Source organism: Pedobacter sp. V48, from assembly GCF_000523515.1.
Lineage (GTDB): Bacteria > Bacteroidota > Bacteroidia > Sphingobacteriales > Sphingobacteriaceae > Pedobacter.
On sequence record NZ_AWRU01000013.1, the window covers coordinates 119,910 to 141,960 of the forward strand.

The 22,051-nt window shown below is 39.5% G+C and carries 14 protein-coding genes and 1 pseudogene; 5 read left to right on the forward strand and 10 right to left on the reverse strand.

What is annotated here, in order from left to right:
* Positions 1 to 2: 2 nt before the first annotated feature.
* Positions 3 to 1,238, forward strand: a complete 1,236-nt coding sequence (locus tag N824_RS12800) for an MFS transporter (protein WP_235207110.1) — start codon at positions 3 to 5, stop codon at positions 1,236 to 1,238.
* On the opposite strand, the gene N824_RS12805 is transcribed toward N824_RS12800, so the two are convergent.
* Complete coding sequence (locus tag N824_RS12805) at positions 1,219 to 2,103, reverse strand: AraC family transcriptional regulator (protein ID WP_048905541.1); 885 nt, start codon at positions 2,101 to 2,103, stop codon at positions 1,219 to 1,221. The two genes, N824_RS12800 and N824_RS12805, sit on opposite strands and share 20 nt — an antisense overlap.
* Positions 2,104 to 2,481: 378 nt before the next feature.
* Here N824_RS12805 and N824_RS33120 point away from each other — a divergent pair.
* The 4 genes and pseudogenes from N824_RS33120 (at position 2,482) to N824_RS12820 (ending at position 8,190) form a co-directional block, all read left to right on the forward strand.
* Positions 2,482 to 4,512, forward strand: a pseudogene (locus N824_RS33120) (SusC/RagA family TonB-linked outer membrane protein).
* 79 nt (positions 4,513 to 4,591) lie between these two features.
* A complete protein-coding gene (locus tag N824_RS33125) occupies positions 4,592 to 5,656 on the forward strand; it encodes a hypothetical protein (protein WP_052334129.1) in 1,065 nt (354 codons plus the stop codon).
* 11 nt (positions 5,657 to 5,667) lie between these two features.
* Positions 5,668 to 7,536 carry a RagB/SusD family nutrient uptake outer membrane protein gene (locus N824_RS12815; RefSeq protein WP_048905542.1) on the forward strand — a complete coding sequence of 623 codons (1,869 nt, stop codon included), beginning with the start codon at positions 5,668 to 5,670 and terminating at the stop codon, positions 7,534 to 7,536.
* 105 nt (positions 7,537 to 7,641) lie between these two features.
* A complete protein-coding gene (locus tag N824_RS12820) occupies positions 7,642 to 8,190 on the forward strand; it encodes a hypothetical protein (RefSeq protein WP_200869874.1) in 549 nt (182 codons plus the stop codon).
* Between the two features lie 94 nt (positions 8,191 to 8,284).
* On the opposite strand, the gene N824_RS12825 is transcribed toward N824_RS12820, so the two are convergent.
* The 9 genes from N824_RS12825 to N824_RS12865 all read right to left on the reverse strand — a co-directional run bounded on the left by N824_RS12825 (position 8,285) and on the right by N824_RS12865 (position 22,050).
* On the reverse strand, positions 8,285 to 9,937 hold the full coding sequence (locus tag N824_RS12825; RefSeq protein ID WP_048905543.1) for a sodium:solute symporter family protein: 1,653 nt from the start codon (positions 9,935 to 9,937) through the stop codon (positions 8,285 to 8,287).
* 36 nt (positions 9,938 to 9,973) lie between these two features.
* The gene (locus tag N824_RS12830; protein WP_048905544.1) at positions 9,974 to 10,765 is read right to left on the reverse strand and encodes an SDR family NAD(P)-dependent oxidoreductase; all 792 of its coding nucleotides are present in this window, start codon (positions 10,763 to 10,765) and stop codon (positions 9,974 to 9,976) included.
* A 23-nt stretch (positions 10,766 to 10,788) separates the two neighbouring features.
* Positions 10,789 to 11,955 carry a mandelate racemase/muconate lactonizing enzyme family protein gene (locus N824_RS12835; protein WP_048905545.1) on the reverse strand — a complete coding sequence of 389 codons (1,167 nt, stop codon included), beginning with the start codon at positions 11,953 to 11,955 and terminating at the stop codon, positions 10,789 to 10,791.
* Between the two features lie 22 nt (positions 11,956 to 11,977).
* A complete protein-coding gene (locus tag N824_RS12840) occupies positions 11,978 to 14,878 on the reverse strand; it encodes a glycoside hydrolase family 2 TIM barrel-domain containing protein (protein ID WP_052334130.1) in 2,901 nt (966 codons plus the stop codon).
* Between the two features lie 61 nt (positions 14,879 to 14,939).
* On the reverse strand, positions 14,940 to 17,861 hold the full coding sequence (locus N824_RS12845; protein WP_161662311.1) for a glycoside hydrolase family 2 protein: 2,922 nt from the start codon (positions 17,859 to 17,861) through the stop codon (positions 14,940 to 14,942).
* Between the two features lie 37 nt (positions 17,862 to 17,898).
* Positions 17,899 to 18,588: an RraA family protein gene (locus N824_RS12850; protein ID WP_200869875.1), complete on the reverse strand. Its 690-nt coding sequence runs from the start codon at positions 18,586 to 18,588 to the stop codon at positions 17,899 to 17,901.
* Between the two features lie 210 nt (positions 18,589 to 18,798).
* Positions 18,799 to 19,689 (reverse strand): AraC family transcriptional regulator, encoded by an 891-nt coding sequence (locus N824_RS12855; protein WP_048905547.1) that lies wholly within the window; start codon positions 19,687 to 19,689, stop codon positions 18,799 to 18,801.
* A 102-nt stretch (positions 19,690 to 19,791) separates the two neighbouring features.
* Positions 19,792 to 21,033 carry an FAD-binding oxidoreductase gene (locus N824_RS12860; protein ID WP_048905548.1) on the reverse strand — a complete coding sequence of 414 codons (1,242 nt, stop codon included), beginning with the start codon at positions 21,031 to 21,033 and terminating at the stop codon, positions 19,792 to 19,794.
* A gap of 15 nt (positions 21,034 to 21,048) precedes the next feature.
* Positions 21,049 to 22,050, reverse strand: a complete 1,002-nt coding sequence (locus N824_RS12865; RefSeq protein ID WP_048905549.1) for a 4-hydroxyproline epimerase — start codon at positions 22,048 to 22,050, stop codon at positions 21,049 to 21,051.
* Between the last annotated feature and the right edge of the window lies 1 nt (position 22,051).

A 22,051-nucleotide genomic window follows, 5' to 3' on the forward strand; every position in this document is an offset into this window, starting at 1 on the left:
AAATGTCTTCTAGAACTAAACAATGGAAAATGTTGTTGGTAACCATGTTTTGTTACCTGTTTTTTTATACCGGACGTCATAACTTTGGCTGGGCGGTAAAGGATATCGCTGCCGCCCTGCATATTTCTTACACAACAATTGGCTGGATCAGTTTTTCCATGCTGATCGGTTACTCAATAGGTCAGCTGGTAAACGGAAATCTGGCAGATAAATTAAGTGCAAGGTTTATGGTGCCTACGGGCGCATTTTTATCAATTGCTGCAAATGTTGGTATTAGTTTTAGTACCAGTACCATTCAAATCATGGTACTATGGGCAATGAACGGCTATTTCCAGTCGATGGCCTGGGCACCGGGAAGCAAGGTGATTTCTAATTGGTGGAGTAAAGATGAGCATGGGAAAGCTTTTGGTTTTTACACAATGGCAGCTGGTTTATCCTCTGTGGTCACTTATCTATTTTCGATCTTACTGCTGCAGATGCATGTAGATTGGCGGATGCTGTTCCGACTGCCACTTATCCCCCTGGCATTTGCAGCAATAATATTTCTGATACTTATCCGTGATAGACCAGAGCCACTCACTTCAGATGAATTCTTGAAGATACCAGAAGAAATGAATACAAGTGAGGACAGCTGGTTAACCCGCTATAAAACAGTGTTGAAAAATGGCAATTTCCTCAAAGCCTCTTTGTCGTTTGGCTTTGAAAGTATGGCCAGATATGGGTTGATTTTCTGGGTTCCTGTTCATTATCTTGGTAAGGGTTGGAAAGACAATCCGCAGTATTTATGGGTGACTTTACTCCTGCCAATAGGAATGGCAGCGGGCGCAATTTCTTTTGGTACCCTATCTGATTCGTTTTTTAAGGGTAACAGAATCACTTCCATTAGGTTAGGAATGATTATCAGCGCTATTCTGGTGTTGTTGGTATACATTTCGCCTGCATCAAACCTTATCCTTGGTGGAGTTTTGATGTTTCTTTCCGGGTTTTTTGTATATGGGCCGCAGGCGAATTTTTGGCCGTTGAGTCCGCAAATGCTTCCAAAAAATACCATTGGAACTGGTATTGGCTTTATGAATATGAGTGGTTATCTGTTTGCAGCCTTAGGAGAACCTTTGTTTGGTTTTATAATAGATACCACTGGAAGCACTGCAAGTATTTTTGTAATGATTTCACTGATTTGTTTGCTCTCGGCGGTCCTTATTTCAACAATAAACAAATCTATGCATCATTGCCCTTAAGTCTGGCATTTAAATGCCCTCGGTATTGTGAAGGTTTCATACCGGTTATTTGCTTGAAGAACTTATTAAAGTTTGTTAGATTATTATAGCCACTTGCATAACATACCTCGGAAATCGAATATTCAGCATTTTGCAGAAGTTTACATGCATGGCCAATCCGTATCTCATTTACAAATTGAGTCAGTGATTTTTGTGCTCTGTCCTTGAAAAACCTGCAAAAGGAATTGGTAGTCATATTACACAGATCAGCGACCTCTTTTAGATTAATATCTCGTTGAAAATTCTGCATTAAAAACTGGTATACTTTATTGATCCTGTTGGTGTCTTTTTCATCATATGGGTTTTTGAAAGTCACACTGGCAAGATATTCATATTCATTAGATAATGATAAAACCTCAATTGCCCGAAGAAAGGACACTATTTTTTCTACTCCTTTCTTTTGTGGTAGTTTTGTTAGAATCCGGGTAACCTCCCTGTTTGTATTGCCGTAAAATTTTAATCCTCTCTCTGCCTTCCGAATCAGATCATGTATGGTGGTTAATGTATTTTGATCATCTGTTAACCCAGACAGGAAATCAGGTGGAAAGTAAATCACTGTGGACTTAACTTTGTTTTTTTCTTCAGACAAAAAATTATTATCATTTTGCCAGATGTGTGGTAAATCAGGGCCCATCAGAACAAGATCATTATCTTCGAAATTACCAATATTATCGCCCACAATCCGTTTGCCGTAACTTCTCTCTATCCAGACTAGTTCACACAATTCATGAAAATGAAAGGATGCAATGAGGCAGTTTGTCTCAAGGCGTTTTACCTTTATGGTCTTGACCCCCAGAGGGTTTACTTCAATTAGTTCTGGCTTCATTTGAAAAAGTGGCAGTTGGTAATTAAACTAAATTAAACATTTCAGGTATAAATAAACCAATGAGGGTAAAATAGTTTAAGATTTTGCATTTTAACTTTTAGAAAGTACCTCAGCCCCTACACTATATTTACTATTAGTTAAATATGTAAAGCTCTAATAGTCTTTAGGTTCTAATGAATATTACATCAATCACAAATATCTGCCTGATCAACAGATTTTAAAGTGGCCTTCATCTGCATAACCTAAAAAAGTCAAGTTAAGATTTACAGAATTTATTAAACCAAACAAACATAGTATGAAAAGAAAAAATTACTTCAAAGTGGGGCTACAGTCATGGCGCCTTTTATGCAATTCTAATTACTTATTTAAGATAAAACAATGAAAATAAGCAAAAAATCAAAAAGATGGTTTGCTGGTTTTCATCAAACGATCAAAGGAACAGGTCTAATGATGGTTTTTTCTACATTATTAGCCTTTTCACCTATAACATCAATTCTTGGGGCTGAATATTTATCAGACCTTAAGGTAACAGAAAAGTCTTATGTGGCCGATTCATTAGTAATTGTTAAAGGAACTGTTTTTGACAGTGATAGAAAACCGCTTCCTGGTGCAAGTATAATTGATAAGAAGAACCCAAAAAGAGCCACTGTTACTGATGCGAGTGGCAATTTTTCAATTTCAGTATCCATCAATACTGTTCTGCGTATTGCTCATATCACGCATATGCCTAAGGAGTTTACGGTTCTAAAGCGGGAATTGAGCCTTCAGATTTATCTTGAGGAAGATTTGAGGCACCTTGACGAGGTTATGGTAGTAGGGTTTGGTACCACAAGTATTAAGAAGAACTCTGGCGCAGTAGCCACACTAAATGCCGAGAAATTAAAGAACTTACCTTTTGGTGATATGGGGTCTGCACTGCAGGGAAGAATTCCGGGTGTTATTGTTCAACAGGGTTCAGCGGAGCCAGGACAAAACGGAGCAAGCATTTCGATCCGGGGCAACGGAGAACCTCTGTATGTTATCGATGGCTTTATTTCTAACAGACAGCGTTACCTGACTTTAAATAAAGCAGATATAAAAAGTTTTACGGTGTTGAAAGATGCGTCTTCAACCGCTGTTTATGGTATGAATGCAGGGAATGGTGTAATTGTGATCACAACAAGACAGGGAGAAGCCGGACAATTGTCAGTCAATTTCCAAAGCAATTTTGCATTTAATACCCCTTCGTATTCTCCAAAACGAATGAATGCTTTCGAATTTGCAACGGCGATTAATAAGCTTAACCAGGCTCTGGGCCAAGGTGTAAATTCTTTTAAAACACCAGAGGAAATGCAGCAGATTAGCCAGAGCTTATCTACTTATACCAATTGGGAAGATGAACTACTACGCAAATATGCTCCTCAGAAGGAACACACGCTTTCTATAAACGGTGGTACAGAGCGCTTAAAGTTTTTCGGAAGTTTGAACACTGTGGGCCAGGAAGGGATTTATAAATTTAATTCATTGGATTACAATCGGTATAATTATCGGTCAAATGTGAGCAGCTACTTTGATAAAATAGGGTTAACTGTAGAACTAAATGTAAACGGTACGATACAGGACGAGAAATACCCACCCGCAGGAGCCGGCACCATATATTCTCGTTTAAGGGACAGGAGTCCTTTCGAAAATGCATTTAATCCGGATGGAACCATAACCAATCAATTTGACAACCCGGCATTGCAATTGCTAAGTCCTGGTTACATTAAAATCAGATCGGTATATAACCAGTTGGCCGGATCTTTAAACTGGGCTGTGCCAGGGGTAAAAGGCCTGACTTTTGGGTTTAGCGGTAATTACAATGTAAATGCCGTAGACCGTGCAGACTGGATACAAACAGCAACATACTATGATGCAAGTGGAAATGCAACCCAAGAAGACCCTGCCAATATTGGCATCAACCGCTCGTCAAGTATGCTCAGCCAGTATGACCTGAACGCAAGGGCCGATTATAAAAAAACTTTTTTTGACAAGCATAATTTAGAAGCCACTCTGGTACATACCAGGCAACACTATTACAATAATACACTGGCTGCTGGCTCAAGAGGCTTTAACACTACAGAAATTAAACAAATCCAAAAAGGAGATGCAACTTTAATAACGGCATCTAATACGGAAGGTGAACAGGCCTGGATGGGATATGTTGGGCGTTTACATTATGATTTTGATACTAAATATATTTTTGAATTTGCTGGTCGCTATGATGGTTCCGATAATTTTCCTGATGGCAAAAGATGGGGTTTCTTCCCGTCTGTATCGGCAGGATGGGCTATTTCTGAAGAAGGTTTCTTTAAAGGAATCAAAGATAATAGGACCTTAAATTACCTTAAACTAAGGGGGTCTTANWSSTAMAWYWKRTATCAACATTAGCAGCGATCCTAATGAGCCCATTAATCACTGGCTATACTCTTACCTGCCTACCTATAATTTCAATTCCAATGCCTATGTAGTGGATGGAAAACTGCAGAATACGGTAACCCCGGGGCCTACTCCAAGTATCAATATAACCTGGTATGATCGAATTAAATATGATGTAGGTCTTGACTTTTTTATGTTTAATAGTAAGCTGGAAGGTACTGTAGATTACTTTTTTGAAAGCACCAAAGGATTTTTATCACCAGATGCATTTCGTTACACAGATCCTATTGGATACGCGCTTCCCTTGGTGGTATCAAAGGCAGAAGATAGAATTGAAGGCCTTGATGGATCTTTAAAGTATACAACTAAAATAGGACAGGTGGATTTTAACGCCGGTTTTAACTTTACTTATTACAGGTCACTTGCTTTTAAAACAAATGAGGATAGTATAACCTTAACCAATCCGCGTATCCGTTCTCAGGGAAATGAGAAATACTATGTGGGTACAGGTTATATCGGTGCTAAATTTTATACCAATCCACAGGATATCCTGAACAATCCAAAACGCATTACTGCCAGGGATCKWCGMYCTKSYGATYTKCAATATAGTGATGTGAACGGCGATGGTAAAATAGATGGACAGGATCAATCCAGATTTGGACACAATACTACCCCAACTTTTGTATTTGGATTTGATATTGGAGCGAGCTATAAAGGGGCTTCAATTGCAGCTACTATACAAGGAACAGGTGCAAGACAAACTTACATGAGTGGTGTTGCAATGGGTGCTGAGGGTGAAAGAAGGTTAGATTATACTTTCCAATTGGATACCTGGACACCTGATAATCCTAATGCTGGTTTTCCAAGAGCAGGCAATGCATCTTTAAATGACAATAATAATTATGCTTCTTCTGATTTCTGGGCACGTAATTCAAATTACATCAGGTTAAAGTCGGTTACCTTATCTTATGACTTTAAACACGCCATATTGAATAAACAAAACTGGCTACGCAATCTAACAGTTTTTGCTTCCGGGGTAAACTTGTTTGCAACAGGTCCATCGGTAAAATATGGAGATCCTGAAGCAAGCAATTTTGATGGATACGCTTATCTGATGATGAAAACATATTCTGCCGGATTTCAACTAGGTTTCTAAAATTGAATAATATGAAAAGACATAAATTAATTTGGGTTTTGAGTTTAATGCTCCTTGGTCTATCTTCTTGTAAGAAGTTTCTGGACACAAAGCCCTATGACAAAATAACAGGTGAGCAAACCTGGAGCAGCGAAAATTTGGCAACGGCCTTTATTTATCAGATATATGAAGATGTATTGGGAAATGGTTCCTGGTTGGGATCGTACGCAAGTAATAATGGCCCATATGCCGAAAGTTCGACAAAGAATGCGATGACTGGTACCCTGAACAGTGCATATTGGTCGAAGGAACGTGCGGAGCTGATGACCAAAAACGATAACTATGGCTGGTTAAGCTATGGCATACTCTGGAGGATACATACCGCTATCAAAAACATCGGAGAAAACGCAAAATTTTCTGATGCCTATAAAAAAAGATCGCTGGGCGAACTATATTTCTTAAGAGCGGCACATTATTTCATGATGGCTAAGCAATTTGGTGGTTTACAGATTATTGATCATGAACTTAGTCCGGATGAAAATTTACAGATTCCAAGAAAATCTATAAAGGAAACGTATGATTTTATCATTTCCGACTTAGAAAATGCTGCAGCTGCTTTACCACCTGCAGCTGAGAGAGGAAGGGCTTCTTCAAATGCCGCCCACGCACTACTGATGCGCGTAGCTTTACAAGCCGCGGCTTATGTTGATGGCGGAACCACAAATAGCACTTATTATGATAAAGCCATAGCATCGGGTACTGCGATGGGCTTAAACAGTTCGGGCTCCCAATTAAGTCCTTATTTTGACATGTTCAGAAAGTACGAAACAGCTATAGCTGCGCAGGAGAATATCCTGATAAGAGAGCGTTCTAAAACCAATACATCACTTTATGATGTTCCTATGCAATATGAAGGTTTATGGTCTACCGGCAAATTTTCGGCATATGCAAAACAAAATTTCCCGATTACTGTGACCATGAATTTCTGGGGAATGGATAGAGGTGCCTGGCCAACACAGGACTTGGTGAATGATTATCTGGTCAAGGATGTTGATGGCGCGATAAAATATTGGGAAAACACCTCTTATGTTACTTCAGGTAGAAATGTAGATGAAAAAATGTATTTCAGTGCTACAAAAAAACGTGATCTTAGATTTTATGCCAGTATTCTGTATGATAGTTGTATGTATTTTAACAATCAGGCTCGTTTATTCTTTAGAAGAGATGGAAATGTGAGTAATGCAAACAGCAAAATCAATGAAGGATCGTTTGCTGAATATGGTTACAATGCCGGAAATACGGAAAATTATAACTCTTCTACTGGTTATGGAATGGTTAAATATCACTATGATCACATCATCAGTTTACCAAGTCCTTCTGATCAGAAACTGGATTATTCTTTTTCGGTCTTGCGTTTTGGAGAGGCTTATCTGAACATGGCTGAAGCCTATTTGATGAAAGGGGACTTTGAAAACGCTAAGAAATATATGGCTCCAACTATGGTAAAACATGCTGGATTTGATGAAAGTCAAGTTACAAGTTATCTGGCTCCCCTATCGGGAAATGTTTGGGGAAGTTCTTTGTTTGAAGCTTACAAGAGGGAAAGAAATGTAGAGATGGTCTATGAAAACAACGACCGTTACTGGTCTTTGTTACGCTGGGGCATGAGAACCTCGGGTGGCGTTAAGAATGGAGAGTATGCTTCAAATGGATATGTTATTCCGGAACTGCAAGGTTCCCTACGCGGCATACGTATATCAAGAGATGGCAAAACGTATACATTCTTTACTGAGAACAATGCGGCGGGAGAAGCGAAATTTACACCTAAACGTTATCTGTTGCCTATTAATGAAACCTTCCGCTTAAAGTCTGGTGTTAACCAAAATCCGGGCTGGGACTAATTTTAAATTAATTTAACAAGGATGAAGCCGGCTGGATTTGCTAAATCATATACAAGAATGATTTAGATCTTCATGGCTTCATTACCAAAACAAAAAATATAACAGATGAAAAAAATAATAAAACCACTGTTTAGTCTGATTGCAATTGTATTGATTTTTTCACAGTCAGGCTGCTTAAAGTCTGAGTTAGAGGAATTGAAAAATTCAAATCTGAAAGTGATGTTTACCGTAGATTATACTTATAGATTCTTATACAATGACACTGTTCAGAAAGGAACTCCAAAACAGGAAATTTTAATTGGGCGCGTTTGTGAGGTAATTCTAAAGAAGCAAACTGTAGCTATCAAAGAGAACGGGATGGATGGTTTTAGTACCACTGTATCTTATGATGCGAACTCGGTGTTAAAAGCAGGTCCCACCGGTTCGGTAACCAAGACGATGTTGTATACAGAATTTCAGAAGCTGATACAGGCAGATCAACTGAATAAGCTTTGGGTTTATGTTACAGTATCGGATGTAGCTACAGTAATTCCAATGGATAATTCCCCGGCATTAGGTAGCCCGGGAGATTTTTCCAAGGATCGTGTTTATCGGGTGAAAGCTTCGGATGGGTCTACAAAGGATTATTTAATTAGAACCGTGAAAGGGTTTTAATTAAATTGAAAAAGGCTGTCCAAAAAAGATGCGTTAGAGATAACGAATTTACCTTTTTTGGACAGCCTTTTTGTTGATTACAAGAATCAGAGCGCTAATAAAAAATCACATTAAAAATAATAACGATAATTAGTACAATACTTCCTAAATAGATAGGATTAGTGTACCAGGATAACCCGTTTGTTTTTTGTTTTGGAGTAAGACTGTAAACTAAACCAACCAATTCTTTGTCGGGTTTTGGAATAGTTAATAAACTAATTGCTATTGTAACTGTTGCACATACAATAAACGCAATAGATGCAATGCTAAAGGCTTGACCTGTTGTAGAATAAAAGTCATGTAAATGCCCTATCCAGCCGCCTTTACCCTCAGCTACCGACAGGCCGTGTGTAATTGCAGCGGCCAGTGTACCGCACAATAGACCCCAGAAAGCTCCATGCCCTGTAGTTTTCTTCCAGAACATGCCTAAAAAGAAAGTAGCAAATAGTGGAGCATTTACAAAACTGAATACCAGTTGTAGTAGATCCATAATGCTGTTAAAACCACGGGCAACATAAGCGGTGGCTATTGAAATTAATATCCCAAAAATAGTTGCAGCCTTACCTACCAGAAAATAGTGTGCATCAGACGCGTTTCTTTTTATATGAGTCTGGTAAATATCATAAGTCCAAACGGTATTGAAAGCAGTCACATTTCCTGCCATACCACTCATAAATGAGGCTATCAAGGCTGTAACCCCCAAACCTAATAATCCGGTGGGGTAAAGTTTTTGCAGTAACAAGGGCAATACCATATTGTAATCCTTATCGCCGTTTATATTAACAGGCAAAGAGAACCCGCTAAACTGACTTTGCAGCGCTAAGAGGATGATACCTGGTAAGATTACTATTGCAGGCATTAGAATTTTTGGGAATGCTGCCAGTATTGGTGTTCGCTGTGCTTCGTTTAGATTTCTGCTGGCCATTGCACGTTGTACCACTAGAAAATCTGTACACCAATATCCAAATGCCAATACAAAACCCAAACCAAATACCATACTAAAGGCATCTACCCCCATTGGATTATTCATCGGACTGTCTAACCCTTTCCATACATGCAATTTAGCATCATCAACATGTTTTATAATACCCTCTATGCCCCCTGCCTTGTCCATACCGATATACACCAGTGGGGCAATGCCTATGATGATGAGAAAAAACTGCAGAACTTCATTATAAATGGCCCCGGTTAGCCCTCCTGAAAAGGTGTAAACAAGTACTACACCGGCAGCCAGCCAGATGGATAGATCGAAGTTCCAGCCTAAAATTACCTCCATTAGCATTGCGAGTGCATATAGCGATACTCCTGATGAAAAAACTGTCATTGCTGCAAAGGTAAGAGCATTAAAAGTTCTTGTTTTCTCGTCGAACCTCAGTTTAAGGTATTCGGGAACACTTCTTGCCTTACTGCCATAATAAAAGGGCATCATATAGATTCCAAGAAAGATCATAGCCAATGCCGCACCCAGCCAGTAGAAATGAAGCGTATATAGGCCGTATTTAGCCCCATTTGCGGCCATTCCTAATACTTCCTGCGCCCCAAGGTTTGCTGAAATAAATGCCAGACAAGTGATCCACAAAGGGATATCTTGTCCGCTCATTAAAAACTCGCTTCCCGTTTTGATTCTTCTTTTTAACCAAAGACCAATTCCCATGACAAAAAGGAAGTACATCCCGATAATTGCGTAATCGATAATTTCTAATTTCATTCCAAGAATTTATAATTAAATAGTTTAGAAAGCCGCTTAGTTATCCTGCATCAATGCACTTCTGCCACCATCAATCAAATAGGTAGTACCAGAAGCGAATGCTGCATATTCGCTGGCAAGGAAAGCACACCAACCTCCTATTTCATCGGGGGTTCCCAAATTCTTTACCGGATGTAATTCAATTGTTCGCTGTCTTTCCAGCGCAGGATCAAGAAACGAATCGAACCATGATTGATTACCGGGGGTATCTATGAAACCCGGCGCAATTCCGACAGTTCTGATTTTAGGCCCCCATTCGATTGCTAAACTTCTTACCAAACCTGTTAGAGCCGTTTTGGTAATGTTATAAGGGAAGCAACCTGGCATAGTTGAATATGCATGATTAGAACTCATGATAATAATGGTACCGTTGTTTTTTTCGAGATAAGGCTGGCAAAGCTTTGCGATACGCCAATGTGAGGCAAGATTAAGGTTCATATTAAAATCCCAGTCCATTTCACTGCATCCTTCTGGCCTGTCAAAAACATTTTTACCTGCATTCGAAACCAGGATATCTATCTTTCCATCTTCTCGTTCAGCAACGGACTCCACAAGTGCCCTGATCTCTGCGGGATCGCGCATATCTGTTCTCATATAGCTCACACTCCCACCTTCTTGTCCTACCACATCTGTAAAATGTTTTGCTTCGTGACTTTCATTTGGATATTCAGCGCAGCCGGTAATTGTACAGCCCGCCCTGGCCAAAATTTTTGCTACACCTAATCCTATACCAGAGGTAACTCCGGTAATAAGAGCGACTTTTCCTTTTAAATCAATTTGTAAAGCCATAACTACGCTAACGATTTTAAATTTTATACGTAAAATCCGGGTCTTGGTTCCAAAACTCCTGGATGTTTTTCCATTTCAGATTCAACAAGATCCACTCCTAAACCAGGACGATCACTTAATTTCAGATGTCCTCCACTAATCATTTCTTTTATTGGATGATCAATCACAGTGTCTCTCCAGGGTACATCATTGAACATAAACTCCTGTCTGAAAAAATTTGGAACAGATGCACATACATGGGCAGAAGCCAGGGTAGACAGCGGACCATTTGGATTGTGTGGAGCAAGTAAAACATTATAAGCTTCCATCATAGTTGCCATTTTTTTCATTTCTGATGGTCCGCCGCAACGTGTAATATCCGGCATCATGATGTCACACACATGCTTCTCAAGCACGTCACGTATACCATGCCGCGTATAGTGCCTTTCGCCGACACAAATAGAAACGTTTGAAGGAATGCGCTCACGCATGGCTCGAAGCGTATTCGCATTTTCCGGCCCTGCTGGTTCCTCGTACCAAGTAATATCCAATGCTGAAAGCCTTTGCGCCATTTTTACTGCTACGCTATAATTTAACATGGCGTGGGTCTCGATCATAATGTCAAAATTTGGCCCAACAGCATCTCTTACGGCTTTACTGACATTAAATGCCAGGTCCTGTTGTTCCGCAGTAAGCTGTAGATTGGAAGATAGATCTTCACCATACAGATAATTTGTATGTGCAAAAGGATCAAATTTGAGACCTGTAAATCCCGCTTCCTTTACTTTTTTAGCCTGAGCAGCATAGTCTTCTGCATTATGTCCCCCACCTGTAAACCAATAATTAGCGTATAAAAGGATGTCCTTTCTAAATGCTCCGCCTAGTAGTTCATAACATGGTGTGCCAAGTACTTTTCCTTTGAGATCCAATAAGGCCATATCAATTCCACTAATGGCACACATACTGGCGCCAAATGGTCCCATCCAGTTCAGGTCGCGGTAGAGCTTTGTCCAGATAAAATCTGTTTTCATGGGATCAAGTCCAATAATCCTTTCTCCCACATGTCTTGCAGCATGATAGACAATAGGACTGCCAGGCCAGTTGGTTGCTTCACCCACACCGGTATGTCCTGTATCTGTATATATTTTTAATAATGTCCAGTTGTATTTAACACCCTCAACCAGCCACACTTTTACATCTGTAATTTTCATATGTGATGTCTATTTAATTTGTTTAACGCAACCTGAAGGTCACATTTCCTTTCAATTGTTTGTCCTTAATATTGATTCTATGGTCGGTGAATGGAGAGCCATAAAATGGCTCTGAACCGTTATTGCTATAATCTGCAATTAGGAACTGGATATTGCCATCTTGTAGCCAGCTTCTGGAAGACTGAGTTTCATTTGAAAGCACAGTAATCCCCCTATTATTTTTACTACTAAGTGCGGCTTGAATGATGTGCTGTTTGGTCGACCTGAAATCATTGGAGCCCATCTCATTTGCATCGTCTTTCCAAAGAGCTGCAGGTTGTTTACCTGGTTCTTCTATTGAAGGCATCCATTTAGCATTCAGTTTTGCTGTTCCCGCATCCCTTGAAATATCATCCGGTGAATACACGGTAAAATCTCCACGGCGCTTCCAATCTAACTGATCAAATTCAGGTGGTAACTGAAATAACATCCCATACTGATATGGATTTGCAATGGCTTGGTTGTTAGTCTTAATATTATAATCTATTGTTACATTACCATTCTTTATAAAGGAATATTTTAGGCTTCCACTTGCGTTGTTATAGGTAGTTTCCATAGAAATTACTATCGCTTCTGTAGATTGCTGAGCAGTCATGTTTTTTGCAAACAAGGTATACAATGGATAATTTTTTATTGGATGAATGTTATTCTGATAGGTTTCTCCGGCCACATTTGGTTTGCCCCCATCTTCACTATTCATTGGCACCAAACAAAATACCGGGCCTTGAGCAAGAATTCTTTCTCCTTGATTTTCTGCGCCAGATATAATTCCTGTTCTTTTATCGATAGTATATCTGATATCTCCCTGTTGTATGAAATAAGCTGCCGCACTGTCTTTTAAAGACAGTGACACATCTTGTTGAGATTGTATTTCTTTAGGTTTTTTTAAAATAATGCGTTCTTCATTGCTAATAAATCCGCCCGGATCTTTAAATGCAATATAGACTTCTTCTGTTTGCGCATTTACAGGAATTTTTAAATAGCCATTTTGATGTGGACCAATTGCTGATTTGATTTTACCAGAGGCATTATTGGATTTATAGGTTATGGTAACATCTTCAAGTGATATAAAATCATAACGATTTTCGATCTGAAGAGTTAGCTGATTATTTTGGATTTTAAGGTCATCTAAATTCTGAATCACAACCGGAGCGTAGGCTTTTTTCATCCCCCAATATTCCGGTTTTGCTCTCCGCCAGCCATCTATCGGACCCCATGGACCATACCCTACTATTCTTCCATTGGGCATATGAAAAGTATCATCGATACCACTCCATATCGCACCACCCAGACTGCCCTTATGATGGTATATCGAATCGTACATTTTTACCAATGGAAGCGCATAGGCACTTCTTACCCCAGGATCTGTAGCAAGCTCCCTTCTATTGTAAGTACTTAGGTGCGCATATTCGCCAAACAGAGTCGGACGACTCATCGTATCAGTAGCTGCAGGTCCGTTGATTCCAGGATAATGATAATTTGCTATATCCGCTTTGCTACCAGCATTATTGAAACCTCCCCAGCATTGGTCGTGAAAAGAAGTTGGGCGGGTATTATCGAATTCCTTGACCTTAAAAAGTACTTTCTGCCAGAGGGGACTCCACATGGATTCATTCCCTAAAGACCAGATAATAACCGATGCGTGATTTTTCGCTGCCTGCATTTTTTCCAGATTTGCGGAGATCATATAAGGTAAGAATTTTTCGTCTCTATAATCCCATAGTTTCCATATTGGAGAGGCATGATGTTGAATCCAGGTTAATGATGATTCATTTTCTATAAAAAGACCAATGCTATCTGCAGCTTCCAAAAACTCCTGAGAAGGAGGGTAATGAGAAGTACGTATGTAATTGCAGTTGGCCTGTTTATAAAGTTCAGCGTCCCTTATTTCAAGCTCAGGACTGATGCTTCTTCCTGTGAGCGGATGAACAGAGTGTCTGTTTACTCCTCTTAATTTAACAGGATATCCATTTACTAGGAGCTGATTTCCATTAACCTCAATTTGTCTGAAACCAATTTTTTGACTGTTTACCTGAACCTGTTGTTTACCGATTACCAGTTCTGTAGTAAGATCATATAGATAGGGGTGCTCTGTGTTCCACTGTCTTGGATTATTTAAAGAAAAACGCTGTTCCGAAAGAATCGACCCTCCCGAAGGGAGCGCTTTGTCAATAGGTGTTGTTTTGTTCAAAACAATTTTCCCTTCGCGATCCTTGAGTATATATCGTAGTGTTGCCTCAGCGGTAGCTTTTGATTCGTTGCTAAGTTTGGTTTTCAGGTTAAGAGTTGCATTTTTATAGTTTCGGTCAAAACTTGTGGTTACAGTAAAGTCCGCAATATTCACTTCAGGCAAAGCAAATAAGGTAACTTTTCTGAGTATACCACCTACGGTATGTGCAGCATATTGAGAGGTACAGGCAAGTAAATCACTGATGGTTAATGCTTGAACTTCAACTTCCAATAAATTATCTCCGGATTGGATAAAATCAGTAATATCTGTTTCAAAAGGAACAAAACTCCCCTCATGTTCAATTACTTTTTTATTGTTAACCTTGACTAATGCATGGGAGCTTACACCGTCAAATTTTAACTTTATTCGTTTACCTTTCCAGGAAGAAGGGATTGAAAATGATCTGCTATATGTGGCAAATTCTCCGGCATTTACAGTGAATCCCTGCATTTCCCATTCTCCTGGAACCTGAATGGCAGCACTTTTTGAGCCCTGCTTAAAATTCCATTGGCCATTTAAAGATAAGGCCACTTCATTTACTCCATTAATAGCCATCGGAATGGGTGACAAACGTGATATAGTCTCAGAGGCAGTCTTATCATCTCTATACTGACCATATGTATTAAAAAATGGCGATAGTGTAAGTGCCAGCATGGAAAAAAATTGCCGTATTAGATTTCTTAGTAATAAATGTTCTCTTTTCACTTTCTATATTCTATTTGTGATCTACTTGTATGCTGATATAATCTTGAATAATGTCACCAACTTTTAAAGGTCTGTCCATTTTTTCTGCATGCGCTCTAAAAAAACGCTCGGTTCCCATATTACTATAACCAGCTACAAGTATTTGAATGGTTTGTTCTTGTTGCCAGGCACGGAGATGCTGAGTGCCATTTGACTGGATTTTTAAAGCAACAGCTCCATTATTCAAAGTCGCCTCCTTAATGTTCATTTTTGTGGAACGAAAATCATTTGTACCCATGTTGTTCCTGTCTGTACTCCATGGATTATTAGGTTTGCTTGAAGGTCCTGCGGCTCCGGATACTTCTGCATCAGAAAGCAACTTAGCCGTTCCCTTCATTCTTCCAATGTGATCTTCAGGATAGTAATTCCACTGACCTTTTCTCTTCCATGTTAGTTCATTATAAGATTCCGGTAGGCCAAAAACGATACCCCATTGTCTTGGGTTTATATCCTTCTTCAATGTGTATTTATAATCAACCGTTATTTTGCCATTAGCAAAATAGTGATAATTAATGGTACCGAAAGCTTCTTCATATTCATCATTTGTGCTTACGGTTAGTTGATTTTTCATTTTACTAAACTTCACATCTTTGATCACTCTATGTTTGCAAACATCGGTAAAAGGATCGAATTGCTGGTTTTCGCCCGTCATTTGAACTCCTCTTCCATCACCTGTTAAAGGTAGTATCATTAATTGACCATTGCACCCCATTACAGTCTGATCCTCTTTCTTGAGTTGTTCTAAATTTCCATTATTTAAATTTATTTTGATTTCAAGGCCTTTATTTTTTGCGATTAAAATACCTGGCTCTTGCCGATAACTCCAAGACTGAGCACTATTGGGATCATCGGTATCAAATACAGTCACAGTGGGCACAACATCAAATTGATATATATCAATCATCACGTTTCTGGCATCAAAAACCTTCATGGTCAGTTGATCTAGAACCTTTGGTCTTTCCTTCAATTCTATACTTAGTTTGGTACTCATTCCTGATTTTAAATCTGGTTTTATAGTTCCTTTTGCTGCACCAATACTCCATTCAATTCTACCTTCATTCAGGTTGCTGAAGAGTTGTCTGTTCTCAACCAAAAGGTGAATTTCTCCACCAGACCAATTTCCTGTAAGTTTAATTTTTATAGGAGAATAGATCTTTTTCATGTGCCAATATTCCGGTTTCACTCTTCTCCATCCATCTATCGGGCCCCATGTACCATAGCCAACCGTTTTGCCATTTGGTAGAAAAAAACTATCATCGATACCTGCCCAGATGGCACCACCCAATACCGCATCAGTTTTTTGCATTTTTTCCCACATGGCTTCAAAGCCTATGCCCCAGGCGTCCCTAACGCCTGGATCTGTGACCAGTTCAAGTCTGTTATATGCATTTAAATGAACGTATTCATCAAAAACAATAGGACGTTTATAGTTTCTGTACTTATCTGGTCCCTCGGGGCCGGGATAATGATGATTGGTAATTTCGAGATCGCCTCCATCTGCATCAGCGCCATACTGACTGAAATTTCTTGGCCTTGTTGGATCAAATAACTTTACCAGTTCACCGGTTTTCTTAAAATACTCGTTGTACTTTAAAGATTCATTACCCAAAGACCAAATGAGCACTGAAGGACTTGAGCTAAAGAAACTTACCATATCCAAGGTCTGGTTGATAAGTAATTCATCAGAGAGTTCAGCAGGAACGGTTGTGTTTTCGGCCCAGCAGAAGGGAGCTTCTACTTCTAGAAACATACCTAATTTATCGCATGCTGCAATAAGTTCTTCAGGTGGAGGGTAATGAGAAGTCCGGATATAATTGACATTTCCTTCGCGGAAGATCTTTACATCTTTTTCCCACTGATCATCATTTACAGATCTGCCGCGCAATGGCATGGTTTCATGATGATTAACTCCCCTAAGTTTTACAGGGATGTTGTTAACAAGTACGCGATTGCCTTTTACCTCAATCTGACGGAATCCTATTGGTTTTGTGGTCTTTGCTTTAACCTGGTTGCCTTCTTTTAGCGTGAGTTTCAGCTGATATAAATATGGATGCTCGGGATCCCATTTTTGAGGTTTAAGTACATCCAAACTGAGTGTTTGCTGCAAAAATTTTCCAGATTCCAACCCTTTTTCTAAGATTAGAGACTTGCCTGCAATCTTTTCGTTTTCATTTGCTCTAAAAAGTTCAGCACTCAATACCAGTTTACCACTTTTTCCAGTTTTTTCATTGGCAATAAATATATCTGTAGTCAGTATCGCATTTTCAAAGTTTGGATCAAAAGTCGTTTTTACATCCGTATATGCAATATTTACATCTTCAAGTGCAAGCAGATATACTTTTCTCGCAATTCCCCCCAACGTATGTACTGCATATTGAGACGCGCTGGCAAGTGAATCGGCCTTGCTATCTGATTTTACTTTTACCAGCAATTCGTTATCACCATTCCATTTGACAAACGCAGTGATATCAATTTCAAAAGGTGTAAATCCACCTAGGTGTTTTCCAATCTTTTTCCCATTCAGCCATATCTCGGAATCGCTGTATACCCCATCAAAGCGTAGTTTAACCCGTTTGTTTTTCCAACCAGAAGGAATATTGATTCTTTTTGAATATCCGGCAGCTACATCTTTTGCCACTTCAAAACCTTGCATTACCCATTCGCCAGGAACCTGGATTGCTTTCTTACAAGGCTGTTTATCAATGTTTTCAGAGAATAACCATTCTCCATTTAACGAAAGTTTTAAAGCATCATCTGCAGGAACTGGTGATAGGCGAGCGAGTTCAATTTTCTTGTTACCTGCAAGGGGAAAGATAATTTTTTGAATTTGTGCACTTGCACTATTTCCAAAAAGTACGAAGCAGACAAAAAACATTTTGTATAACGTATTCATTTTCTTTTTTAATAAATCGATTTCCAGTATCCTATCACTACATAATTCCATATTTCTCGAAAGCTTCGGTCGCGCTCATCCCCTCCTGAATCTTAATCTGAACAAGCTTCTCCCCCCTGGCCTTTTCAATAGCGAGGGTTAAGATCTCTACCTCCTGACGCTGCGGAACTATACAAACTCCATCAATGTCGCCAATTACAATGTCTCCAGGATTAACCATTACACCCCGAATTTCAATAGGAACTCTAAAATCAATAACTTTCCCTCTTGGTGCCTGATCCTGGGCATAACTTCCATAAGAAAAAGTTGGAAAATCAAGTTCCAGAATTCCTTTCGTATCTCTCGAATACCCATCTACAACTGCACCTGCCGCACCTAGTTTTATTGCCCTTGTACTCATTAATTCGCCCCATAGTGCGTAGGTTGGCGATGCGCCGCCACAGATATAAACTTCATCTTTCTTTAAATCATCCAAGGCCTCTAGCATGAGCCCAAAAGATTTCTTTAAAACGGGATTGTTTCCTGTGTAATCTGTTGATTCCAGAACATCTGCCTCCAAAACCGGCATTGCCCTTCCGGCAACAAACATGTCTCTCCTTAGCGGCTGTATCGCTGCAGGTAAAAATTGATGCAGTAATCCCATTTTGTCCATTATATCGCCGATAACTGCAGTATAAAGTTCGGTGCGAACGATATTGAAAAGCTCAGCATCATTATCCCATTCCATAATTTATGTGTGTTTTAAAAAGTTATTAAAATTCAGCATTTCATCGCGACATTTCTACACCGCATTTATCTGCTACTTAAACTTTTTTATCATTTTTATGGCTAATTGAGGAGACATTTAGCATATATAATTGTAAGGCCATAATTTATATAGAATTACAAATCGTTCGAATCAGATCAATCAGATAGGTTGATCTTAGTGGGAAGAGGTTTAATTTATGTTGCTAACCTTGTTATAGGCATCAAGGTATTCACTAGGGGTTTTGCCTTTTACGCTCTTGAAAACTCGGTTAAAATTATTTACACTGTTGAATCCTACCTTATAGGCAACGTTTGCAATAGACTCTGGATTTTTTTCAGAAAGTAGCTTTTTACAGGCATCATTTACTCTTACTTCATTTAGAAACGAAACAAATGTATGACCGGTATGTTTCTTGAAGTATCGGCAAAATGCATGCGGATTCATATATGCAGTATTGGAGATGTCTTCCAGATCGATCTTGTTATGATAATTTTTCATGATGAAGTTGATGATCCGGCTCAATCGCATCCCTTCATTTTCGGTAAGACTTGCAGAATAGACCTCCGGACATAAAACTTCAACATCGTTGTCTATAGATTGGATCATATTCATTAAGCTCAGGAAATTAGACAACAATACCATACCAGCAGAATGATGTATTTGTTTAATTTGTGCTGCAATCTTTTTGCATTGGCTGTCCGGAATCTTAAATCCGTGCTTATAGTTGTCTAGAAAGGCATTGGCTGCTTTCAATTCAGGAAGGTCAAATAAGCCTGAAAGTGTGTTTTTAGTGCTGAAATAGATGGAATGTGCCTTAATCGATTTGCCGCTCTCAGTGTTAAAATAATCAGGATTACTTTTAAATAAATGAGGTAGATTGGCTCCTACTAGAAAAATATCACCCGAAGAAAAGACATGCATATTGTTCCCTGCAATTAAAGTTCCTTCTCCTTGCTCCACCCAGGTAAGCTGCCAATCTTCATGCCGGTGAAGATATGGGTAAAAGTGCGGTAACTCGATCTGTTCGCTGACCACACTTCTGTCAGCAGGTACTAAAATGGTAAAAGGTAAAACTTTCATACGTTCCTGTTTATTAATACCTAATTTACACAATCTTAACCAAAAGATTGCCCCCTATAGCCTAATAATGCTAATATCCGGCTATAGGTAGCTAAAATCGTATTATCTGTCGGGATGGAAAGATGAAATTTCTATTTCTGTTTTTTCCTGATCAAGTAGTTGACTTACCAGTAAGCCTGTTGCCGGGCCAAGACTTAAGCCCATCATTCCATGGCCGGTAGCAATTACCAGATTATCGGTGCTGGAACTGTATCCGATATAAGGCAACCCATCAGGAGATGAAGGTCTGAAGCCATACCAGATTTTATCAGTATTGGGCAATTTAGGCGCTAACCCGGGAAAGTATTTGGGCACGGATTCTAAAATTCCCTGGACCCTGTTCATATTTATTTTGTTGTTAATTTTTGCTATTTCCATTGTTCCCCCAAATCTGAGTTGTCCATTCATTGGAGTAATGGCAACTCTGGCTTCACACAGTAAGGCCGGAATGGTCATTCTTTGTTCCGGTTCATCTTCCATAAATGAGTATCCTTTGCCGGGCATCAGTGATAAATTCAGATTTAACATTTTTGCAAGTGAAGGCGACCAGGCTCCTGCTGCCAATACATATTGGTCGGCATTCCACTTTGTTGCTCCGGTATAGATAGCAGTAATATTCTTGCCCGAGTGCTCGATACCTGTAACCTCTAGATTTCGCAAGATCTCTACTCCCTGTTTTTCCAAATGCCGCGTTAACAATTCCATTAATTTAGCTGGATCAAGGTGTGCATCGCATCGATAGTGAGCCGCTCCAAGTACATCCAGATCCAGTTTTGGCTGGAGTGCTTTACATTCATCGGAATTTAATATAGCTATATCCAAGCCAAGTTCCTTTGCTTTAAGTGCCAGGTGCAATTCTTCTTCTGCAGCAGCTTCGGTTTTATAGTAAGCTAAAATTCCATTTTTGGTGAGGTCAAAATCCAGTGAAGGATTGCTATAAAGCCCTTCATACAATTTTTTGCTGAGCAGCGAAATGTTCCGTAGTGGCTCTGCGGATTCTGCAACATGCTTTTTATTGGCCTTTCGAAGAAATTTGATGCCCCAGGAAGGCAGCCCGGAGCTTAAGGATGGCTTTACGTAAAATGGGCTGCTGCTATTGAACATCCATCTAAATCCCTGGCTAATCATTCCAGGTGCTGCAAGCGGGATAAAATGACTGGGAACGATCATACCCGCATTACCAAATGAGCAACTGTCTTTAATACTGCCTTTGTCGATTACGGTTACATGATGTCCCTTTTTGCTTAGGTAATAAGCAGAACTTAGTCCAACAATTCCAGCCCCTATTATTATAATTTTCTGCATTTGTTTCGTTATATCTTATATCACCTGAAATCCATGAGCATACGGGTCTCTGTCATCTATTTTAATGGTGTTGTATCCATATACTTCGGCCCAGCCTTCGATGGTTGGAATAATAGCATCGTATTTATCCATCGTAACAACATCCTCAATCCTACCTGTAAATTTGCTTCCTATGATGCTTTCGTGAATAAAAACATCTCCTTTTTTCAATTTTCCCTTTGCATACCACTGCGCCATTCTAGCCGATGTACCCGTACCGCAAGGTGAACGATCTATAGCTTTGTCGCCATAAAATACTGCATTTCTAGCGGTAGCGGTAGGATCAATCGTATCTCCCGCCCAAAGAATATGGCTGCAACCATTAATTGTAGGATCTTGCGGGTGCACAAAACTATACCTCTCGTTAATTTGCTTTCGGATATCTCGACTCCAACTAATAAGCTGACCGGCGGTATGCTCCTGTATGCCTTTAAAATTTTTCTGAGGATCAATAATGGCGTAGAAATTACCGCCATAGGCAACATCAATAAAAAGCTCTCCCAATTCCGGACATTCAATCGAAAGATTTTCAGCGGCAAGGTACGCAGGCACATTTCGAAGTTTAACAGAAATCACCTTTCCATCTGTTTCTTTATATTCAATTAGAACCAGACCGGCAGGTGCCTCCATACGTACAAGTCCTGGGATTTTTGGTTTTATTAATCCTTCTTCAATGGCAATAGTGATGGTGCCAATAGTACCATGTCCGCACATTGGAAGGCAGCCACTCGTTTCTATAAATAATACTGCAACATCATTTGCAGGATCATCAGGAGGATAAAGTATACTGCCCGACATCATATCATGGCCCCGGGGTTCAAACATTAACCCCTTGCGGATCCAATCAAATTCTTTCAAAAAATGTTGCCGTTTCTCACTCATATTTTTCCCGTTTAGGACAGGTCCTCCTCCGGCGACAAGCCTTACCGGGTTGCCGCAGGTATGTGCATCTACACAAAAAAAAGTTTTACTATTCATG

Bases quoted from the DNA above. Each gene is read 5' to 3' on its own strand.
- N824_RS12850 (WP_200869875.1), bottom strand. From the start codon at position 18,588: ATGGAATGGGATAATGATGCTGAGCTTTTCAATATCGTTCGCACCGAA.
- N824_RS12865 (WP_048905549.1), bottom strand. From the start codon at position 22,050: ATGAATAGTAAAACTTTTTTTTGTGTAGATGCACATACCTGCGGCAAC.
- N824_RS12825 (WP_048905543.1), bottom strand. From the start codon at position 9,937: ATGAAATTAGAAATTATCGATTACGCAATTATCGGGATGTACTTCCTT.
- N824_RS12800 (WP_235207110.1), top strand. From the start codon at position 3: ATGTCTTCTAGAACTAAACAATGGAAAATGTTGTTGGTAACCATGTTT.
- N824_RS12835 (WP_048905545.1), bottom strand. From the start codon at position 11,955: ATGAAAATTACAGATGTAAAAGTGTGGCTGGTTGAGGGTGTTAAATAC.
- N824_RS12845 (WP_161662311.1), bottom strand. From the start codon at position 17,861: ATGAATACGTTATACAAAATGTTTTTTGTCTGCTTCGTACTTTTTGGA.
- N824_RS12805 (WP_048905541.1), bottom strand. From the start codon at position 2,103: ATGAAGCCAGAACTAATTGAAGTAAACCCTCTGGGGGTCAAGACCATA.
- N824_RS12820 (WP_200869874.1), top strand. From the start codon at position 7,642: ATGAAAAAAATAATAAAACCACTGTTTAGTCTGATTGCAATTGTATTG.
- N824_RS12815 (WP_048905542.1), top strand. From the start codon at position 5,668: ATGAAAAGACATAAATTAATTTGGGTTTTGAGTTTAATGCTCCTTGGT.
- N824_RS12830 (WP_048905544.1), bottom strand. From the start codon at position 10,765: ATGGCTTTACAAATTGATTTAAAAGGAAAAGTCGCTCTTATTACCGGA.
- N824_RS12840 (WP_052334130.1), bottom strand. From the start codon at position 14,878: ATGCTGGCACTTACACTATCGCCATTTTTTAATACATATGGTCAGTAT.
- N824_RS12860 (WP_048905548.1), bottom strand. From the start codon at position 21,033: ATGCAGAAAATTATAATAATAGGGGCTGGAATTGTTGGACTAAGTTCT.
- N824_RS12855 (WP_048905547.1), bottom strand. From the start codon at position 19,689: ATGAAAGTTTTACCTTTTACCATTTTAGTACCTGCTGACAGAAGTGTG.